Origin of the sequence: Arthrobacter sp. GCM10027362, assembly GCF_042679445.1 — a bacterium.
Lineage (GTDB): Bacteria > Actinomycetota > Actinomycetes > Actinomycetales > Micrococcaceae > Crystallibacter.
Genome location: NZ_JBHTML010000193.1, coordinates 1 through 7,080 on the forward strand (window position 1 = coordinate 1; position 7,080 = coordinate 7,080).

Consider the following 7,080-nt stretch of genomic DNA (forward strand, 5'->3'; position numbering starts at 1 on the left):
CGACGGCGTCGTGCGCGCCCTCGGGGTCCGCTATGGTGCGCGCCTGGATCCGGCCGACCGCTTCAGTCCCGTCGGCGAGCCGTCCTCGGTGCCGGCCCAGTCCGGGCCGGCGGCCTTCCCCCAGGCGCCCGGAGCCCTGGACTGGCTGCTCGGGCCGGCCCTGATGGAGCTGCCGCAGAGCGAGGATGCGTTCCAGCTGAATATCTGGGCACCCGAGGATGCGCAGGATGCGCCGGTGCTGGTCTACCTGCCCGGCGGCGCGTTCATCAGCGGCGCCGGCACGGTGCGCTGGTACGACGGCGAGCGCCTCGCCCGGGAGGGCGGTGCCGTCGTCGTCACCGTGAACTACCGCCTCGGAGTGCTCGGGCTGGTGGGGGACGCCCGGACGCCGTCGAACCTGGCCGTGGGGGACATCCTTCAGGCGCTGCGCTGGGTGCACGCGAACATCCGCCGCTTCGGCGGCGACCCCTCGCGGGTGACCCTGGCCGGGCAGTCGGCCGGTGCGTTCTATGCCTACCTGCTCAGCCAGCTGGAACAGGCCAGAGGCCTGTTCCAGCGCACCGCCCTGCTGAGCCTGGCCTGGCAGCCCCCGCTGGCCCCGGCCGAATACGCGGAGCGCTACGAGCTGCTGGTCGAGGCGCTGGGCGGCGGCATGCAGGACCTGGGCGAGGTGCCGGTCGGCGCCCTGCTGCAGGCCCAGGGCGCCGTTTCCAGGGCCTATGCCGGACGCGGGCTGGGCCTGATGCCCGCCGCGGACGCCATCGTCCCGGCGGACCTGTTCGATTTCGCCGCCGCGGCCCGGCGTCTGCACGTCTCCTCGCTGCTGCTGAACACCACCCAGGACGAGGCGGCGGCCTTCCTCAAGGCCCTGCCCGTTGCCGCGGTGGGACCGGAGCGGCTGGCCGGGTTTGTCGGCACCCACTTCGAGGACGGACCGGCAACGCTGGCCTGGCTGGAGGCGGCCCTGCCGGGGGCCACGGAGCACGCCAGGCTGGTGGAGGCAATGAGCCTGCACCAGCTGCGCCTGGCGGCCTTTGAGCTCGCCGACCGGGCCTGTGCAGCCGGAGTGGACACGGCGGTGTCCCGGTTCGCGGTGCGCAGCCCGCTGGAGGGCGCCGGCAGCGCGCACTGCTTCGAGGTTCCCTTCCTCTTCGGCAACCGCGCGGACTGGTCCGATGCCCCCATGCTGGACAGCGTTCCGCAGGAGGTGTTCGAGGACGCCGGCGCCGCCCTGCGCGGCCTGCTGCTGGGTTTCGTGGCCGACGGTGCGGCCCGGGCTGCCGACGGCGGCATGCTGCCCCCGTTCGATCCGGCGGTACCGCAGGCCTACCGGATCGGGGCCCGCGGTACCGGGTTCATTCCCGCCGAAGCGGGGCTGCTGCCGCGCCGCTAGCCGCGGCAGTCCTCCGGGGTGTCCCGCCTGCGGGCAGGCGGGACACCCCGCTCCTATTTAAGGTTCGAAGTTTAAGGTTCGACGGCCGGCAGGGGTGGCCCATGTCACGAAAGCTATTGCCAATCCGGCAACTGGTTTATAGAATTAGGTAAAGAATATATTTTCATCTAGATTATGCGGTAGCAGGGTCTGCCGCGGAGACTTTTCGAAGGAGTTTGACGTGACCGCACGCACCGGTTCCGAATACAAGCAGGGCCTTGCCGACGGCCGCGAGGTGTGGCTGGGCGAAGAGCGCATCAACGTCCTGGAGCATCCGGCGTTCCGCGGATCCATCGAGGGGATGGCCGCCTATTTCGACTACCAGCACAAGTACGCCGCGGACTGCCTGACGGTGGATCCGGTGACCGGCGGGCAGATGAACGTCAGCCTGATGCTGCCGAAGAACGCCGGGGACATCGCCACCCGGCACCGCGCCTTCGACCGCCTGGCGCGCTACTCCAACGGCATGCTCGGCCGCACTCCCGACTACGTGAACGTGGTCCTGGCCGGCCACGTCTCGCGCAAGGACATTTTCGACCGCTCCGGCGACCCGGTCTTCCATGAGCGCCTGGCAGCCTACCACCGCGAGGTCATCGAGAAGGACCTGGCCCTGACCCACACGATCGTGCATGCCGCAATCGACAAGAGCGTCGGCGAACTGCAGGGCATCAACGAGGAGCTGACCCTCCGGGTGGTCAAGCGCACCGAGGAAGGCCTGGTCGTCCGCGGCGCCAAGATGCTCGCCACCCTGGGCCCGATTGCCGACGAACTCTACGTCTACCCGGCCACCCCGATCCAGAAGGGCTTCGAGGAGTACGCGCTCTCCTTCGCGATCCCGGTGGCCACCACGGGCGTCGTGGCCGTCTGCCGCGACCACTACGGCATCGACGCCGACGTCGCCGACAGGCCGTTCTCCTCCCGTTTCGACGAGCAGGACGCCGTCATCATCTTCGACGACGTGCTGGTCCCATGGCACCGGGTCTTCATCGACGGGGACCTGGAGGTCTACAACTCCCTCAATGCCGGCACCGCCACCGGCAACACCCAGCAGCAGACCGCGATCCGGGCCAGCGTAAAGCTCGAGTTCGCCTACGACCTGTGCACGCAGATGGCCAAGGTGACCGGCACCGAGTCCAAGCCGGACGTGGCCTCGATGCTCGGCGAAATCTACTCCTACCTGCGCATCGCCCGCGCGGTGGTGCACTCGGCCGAGGCGAACGCCTCCGACTGGGGCGGCGGAGCGTTCTTCTGCCACGACGACATCAGCTCGCTGCGCACCGTGATGCCGGTCTGGATGGCCCGGGTCAACGACATCATCAAGTCCATGGGCTCCCACAACCTGCTGGCAACCCCGACGCAGGCCGCCTTCCGGGACCCGCGCCTGGGCCCGCTGCTGCAGAAATACCTGCCCGGCGCCAATGGCATCCCCGCCGAGGAGCGCGCCCGGATCTTCCGCACCGCCTGGGACTTCGCCGGCTCCGCACTGGGCAGCCGAATCGAGCTCTACGAGCGCTTCTACCTCGGTTCCGTCGGCCGCGCCCGGGCGCTGGACCACCGCAAGGCCCAGGCCAAGGGCGAGACCGGCGCCTACCGGGCCATGTTCGAAGAGGCCGGCGTGGCCCCGGTGCCGCAGGAGGAACCCGGCGTCATCATTCCCGGCCAGCCCGTCGGCGCCCGGAACTAGGGGCAGGGCATGACGGCAACAACCGAAGCCACGGTTACGCTCACCGACCAGGTGGTCCGGCACATCGTCGAAACCGGCTTTGACGCAATTGACGGGCGGGCCGTGGAGCGGGCCAAGGTGCGCCTGATCGACTCGCTGGGCAATATCGCCGCGGGCCACCGCGCCCAGGGCAATGGCGCCGTCATGCAGTTGGCCGCCCGCTGGGGCGGGGCACCGGAAGCCAGCGTGCTGGTGCACGGGCTGCGCATCCCGGCCCAGCATGCGGCGATGGCGAACGCGGTGATGATGCGCTCCTACGACTTCGAGGCCATCGGTGCCGAGGGGCCGGACCGGACCCAGGTCGCCGCGCACATTTCCGGGACCACCGTCCCGGTCGCCCTGGCCGTGGCCGAGCGGCAGGGCGCCGGCGGCAAGGACCTGCTCACCGCGCTGATCCTCGGCGACGACCTGGCCTCGCGGCTGGGGGTGGCCTCCGGGTTCGATGTCTATGGCGGCCAGGACAATACCGGCACCATCAACGGCCTCGGCGGCACGGCGGTCGCGGCGAAACTGATGGGGCTGGACCGGGAGCAGCTGCGCAACGCGCTGGGCATCGTGGAGAACCAGCTGGCCGGAACGGTGGCGAATATCTTCGACCAGACCCTGGCGTTCAAGCTGCCGATGGCCTTCGCCGCGCGCAACGCGATCGTCTCGGCGGAGCTGGCCGAGCTGGGCTTCACCGGCCCGGTCGACGCCATTGGCGGCCGCCACGGCTTCCTGGACATGTACTGCGCCCAGCCGGCCCCGGAGAAGATCACCCACCGGCTGGGCGAGGAGTTCTACGCCGACTGCGTCATCAAACCCTGGGCCTCCTGCCGCGCCGCCCAGCCCTCGCTGGACGCCTGCGTGCGCCTGGCCACCGAAAACCAGCTGGACCTGGACGCGATCGAACAGATCCGCATCCACGTCACGCCCCGCACCCTGGCCGGATTCGTCGGCCAGCCCTTCGAGATCGGGGAGTGCCCGGAGGTTTCCGGGGCGTTCAGCATCCGGTTCACCGCCGCGACGGCGCTGATGTACAGGACCGTCCGGCCCGAGCACCTCACCGTGGAGCACATGGACGATCCGCGGCTGCAGGCCCTGCTGGCGAAGGTCACGCTGGTCGATTCACTGCCGCCGCACGAGTCCCTGACCGCGGAGGTCGAACTGCTGCTGCGGGACGGCTCCCGGCTGCACCGCCGGGTGGACGCGCCGCGCGGGGACATCCATACGGCGCCGTTGTCCGAGGCCGAAATCCTGGACAAGTACTACGCCAACGTCGAGTTCGGCGGGCGCATCGGCCGCGCCGCGGCCGAAGAGGCCGTCGCGACCATCAACAAGCTGGAGTCCCTCGAGGACATCACCGCGCTCGTGAAGCTGTTCACGCCGGCGCATCCCTAGGAGGTAACAATGAGCACCAACACCATCGAGTTCGGCGTGGACCAGCTGGTCTTCCGCAACGTCGTCGGCCACTTCGCCTCCGGCGTCACCGTGATTACCACGGTGGCCGACGGCGAGCCGTTCGGAACCACCGCCTCGGCCGTTTCGTCCTTGTCAATGGAACCGCCGATGATGCTGGCCTGCCTCAACCGCTCCAGCAACACCCATGACGCCGTGCTCAAGGCCGGCTGGTTCGGCATCAACATCCTCGCCGAGGACCAGGGCGACCTGGCCATGAAGTTCGGGCGCAAGGGCGGCAACAAGTTCGAGGGCGTGTCCGTCACCCGCTCCGAACACGGCGGCGTGCCGCTGCTCGACGGCGCCCTGGCCCAGATCGTCTGCAAGGTGGAAGAGACTCCCACCGGCGGTACGCACACGGTCTTCCTCGGCCTGGTCGCCGAGGCCAGCGCCCGGGAAGGCGCCGAGCCGCTGGCCTACTACCGCGGCACCTTCGGGCGCCTGGAGCGGGTCAAGGAACTGGCCGCCTATGACGCCGTACGCGACTGGGTGCTTCACCGCCGCACCCCGCTGGGCCAGGAGCTGGAGCCGGCGGTGATCGCCGCGGCAGTCAAGTCCGAGGCCGACCACGTGCACAACGCGCTGGTCAAGCTGACTGCCGAAGCACTGGTCACCCGCGGCGACAAGGGTGGATTCCTGCCCGCACCGATTACCCACGAACTCATGGACAGCGTCTATGACGGGCGTGCGACGATCGAACTGGGCGTACTGGCCAGCCACTTCGATAAGTTCACGGAGGAAGACGTCGCCGAACTGGCCCGCCTGACCGCCGAGCTGGGCCGGTTGCGCGCCCGCGGCGAGGACGGACTCGACGAGTTCCTGAAGGTCAACGTCAAGTACCACGACCGCCTGGTGGCAGTGGCCGGCTCGGCCCAGCTCACCGACGCCTTCCGCCGGCTGGGCATCGGCACCCTCTGGCGCAAGGCGCTCAGCGGGGACGAATGGGCCCGGCAGATGGACCACAGCCACATTGCCGAGCTCACCTCGGCGCTGCAGGCCCGCGACATGGCCGGGGCCGCTGAAGCCCTGCGCGCGCACACCGCCTTCGGCAAGCAGCTGGCCAGCGACGTGATCAACCGCCACGGCGGCGAGGTCTAGGCCGCCGGGCCACCCGTCGACGACGGCGGGGCCGCATCGTGTGGTCGAGGAGGTCGCCGCGACCGTCTCGAGACCCGGTGTGGCCCCGCCGTCCGTTGGTCGTTGGCCGGGTGAGGGCCCTGCGAGCTGTGCCGGCAGTACCCGGGACTTGGAGCGCCGCCTCGCGCTGGAGCCGGCCAAACGGGAGGCCCTGATGCGCCGGGATGGGGAAGGCCTGCGGCAGGCGGCCGGGAAGCCCGGACGTTCACGGCGGCATAGCGAGACCTGGTGACGTACGAACGCCGCCAGGTCTCGATGCGCTCGCAGGGCGAGCTACGTGGCCGGCGGATCTTTTCCGGCGGTACGTTCAGCGCCGGCAGTCCAGCAGGACCTTGCCGACGTGATCCTTGGAATCGAAATACTCGTGCGCCCGCGCTACCTGGGACAGCGGGAAGACCCGGTCCGTGGTCACGGTGATGTCCCCGGATTCGAGCAGCGGCCACACGAGCCGGCGGGTCGCGGCCATGATCCCGGCCTTCTGCTCCGCCGGCCGGTCGCGCAGCAGGGTTCCGGTGACGGAGGCCTTCTTCTTCATCAGCATGGCGAAGTTCAGGTGGCCTTGCGAACCGCCCTGCATGCCGATGGTGACGATCCGGCCGCAGGGGGCCAGCGCCTGCAGGTTCCGGTTCAGGTATGGGCCGGCCACGGTATCCAGGACGATGTCCGCCCCGCCGGCCTCGGCCATCACCTGGGCGAAGTCCTCGGCGGTGTAGTTGATCAGGATGTCCGCGCCCAGTTTCGCCGCAGCGTCCAGCTTCGCGGGGGACGAGGCGGTGACCGCGGCCCGCCCGCCGAGGGCCTTGACCAGCTGGATGCCGAAGGTCCCGATGCCGCCGGTGGCGCCGTGGATGAGGACGGTTTCGCCGGCCCGGAAGCGGGCGGCCATGCAGAGATTGGAGACCAGGGTCGCCGCGGCTTCAGGCAGTCCCGCCGCGTCGATAACGCCGATTCCGCGCGGCACCGGAAGGACCTGCGCCGCCGGGACGGCAACCCGGGTGGCGTACCCGCCGGAGTCCAGCAGGGCCACTACTTCCTCGCCACGCCGGAAGTCTCCGGTGCCGGGGCCAGGTTCGGCCACGGTACCGGAGACTTCCATTCCGAATATGTCACTGGCACCGGGCGGCAGGTTGGCGCGGCCCCGGCGCTGCAGCGAATCCGCCCGGTTGAGCCCGGCGGCGGCGACGTCGATCAGGACCTCGCCGGCCGCCGGTACCGGGTCCGGCAGCTCTTCGACGGCTAGTGTTTCCGGGCCGCCGGCCGTCCGGCTGCGGACTGCCCGCACCGTTAGCCGGCCTGTGCGGCCGCGGGGACCGCTGCAGCGAGCTCCGGTGCGTAGGCGGCCAGCGCGTGC

The 7,080-nt window shown here is 70.0% G+C and carries 5 protein-coding genes; 4 read left to right on the forward strand and 1 reads right to left on the reverse strand.

All coding sequences use genetic code 11. The annotated features are described in order from the left end of the window. From ACFQ36_RS19120 to ACFQ36_RS19135, 4 genes are all read left to right on the forward strand, one after another. The coding region (locus ACFQ36_RS19120; protein ID WP_377016509.1) for a carboxylesterase family protein at window positions 1-1,393 on the forward strand (1,393 nt) is incomplete at its 5' end. Between the two features lie 220 nt (window positions 1,394-1,613). Continuing rightward, a complete protein-coding gene (locus ACFQ36_RS19125) occupies window positions 1,614-3,116 on the forward strand; it encodes a 4-hydroxyphenylacetate 3-hydroxylase N-terminal domain-containing protein (RefSeq protein ID WP_377016512.1) in 1,503 nt (500 codons plus the stop codon). 9 nt (window positions 3,117-3,125) lie between these two features. Further along, entirely contained in the window at window positions 3,126-4,535 is a 1,410-nt protein-coding gene (locus ACFQ36_RS19130; protein ID WP_377016515.1) for an MmgE/PrpD family protein, read from the forward strand. A gap of 9 nt (window positions 4,536-4,544) precedes the next feature. After that, complete coding sequence (locus ACFQ36_RS19135) at window positions 4,545-5,690, forward strand: flavin reductase (RefSeq protein WP_377016517.1); 1,146 nt, start codon at window positions 4,545-4,547, stop codon at window positions 5,688-5,690. A gap of 346 nt (window positions 5,691-6,036) precedes the next feature. On the opposite strand, the gene ACFQ36_RS19140 is transcribed toward ACFQ36_RS19135, so the two are convergent. Further along, the gene (locus ACFQ36_RS19140; protein ID WP_377016519.1) at window positions 6,037-7,011 is read right to left on the reverse strand and encodes an NAD(P)H-quinone oxidoreductase; all 975 of its coding nucleotides are present in this window, start codon (window positions 7,009-7,011) and stop codon (window positions 6,037-6,039) included. Window positions 7,012-7,080: the final 69 nt, after the last annotated feature.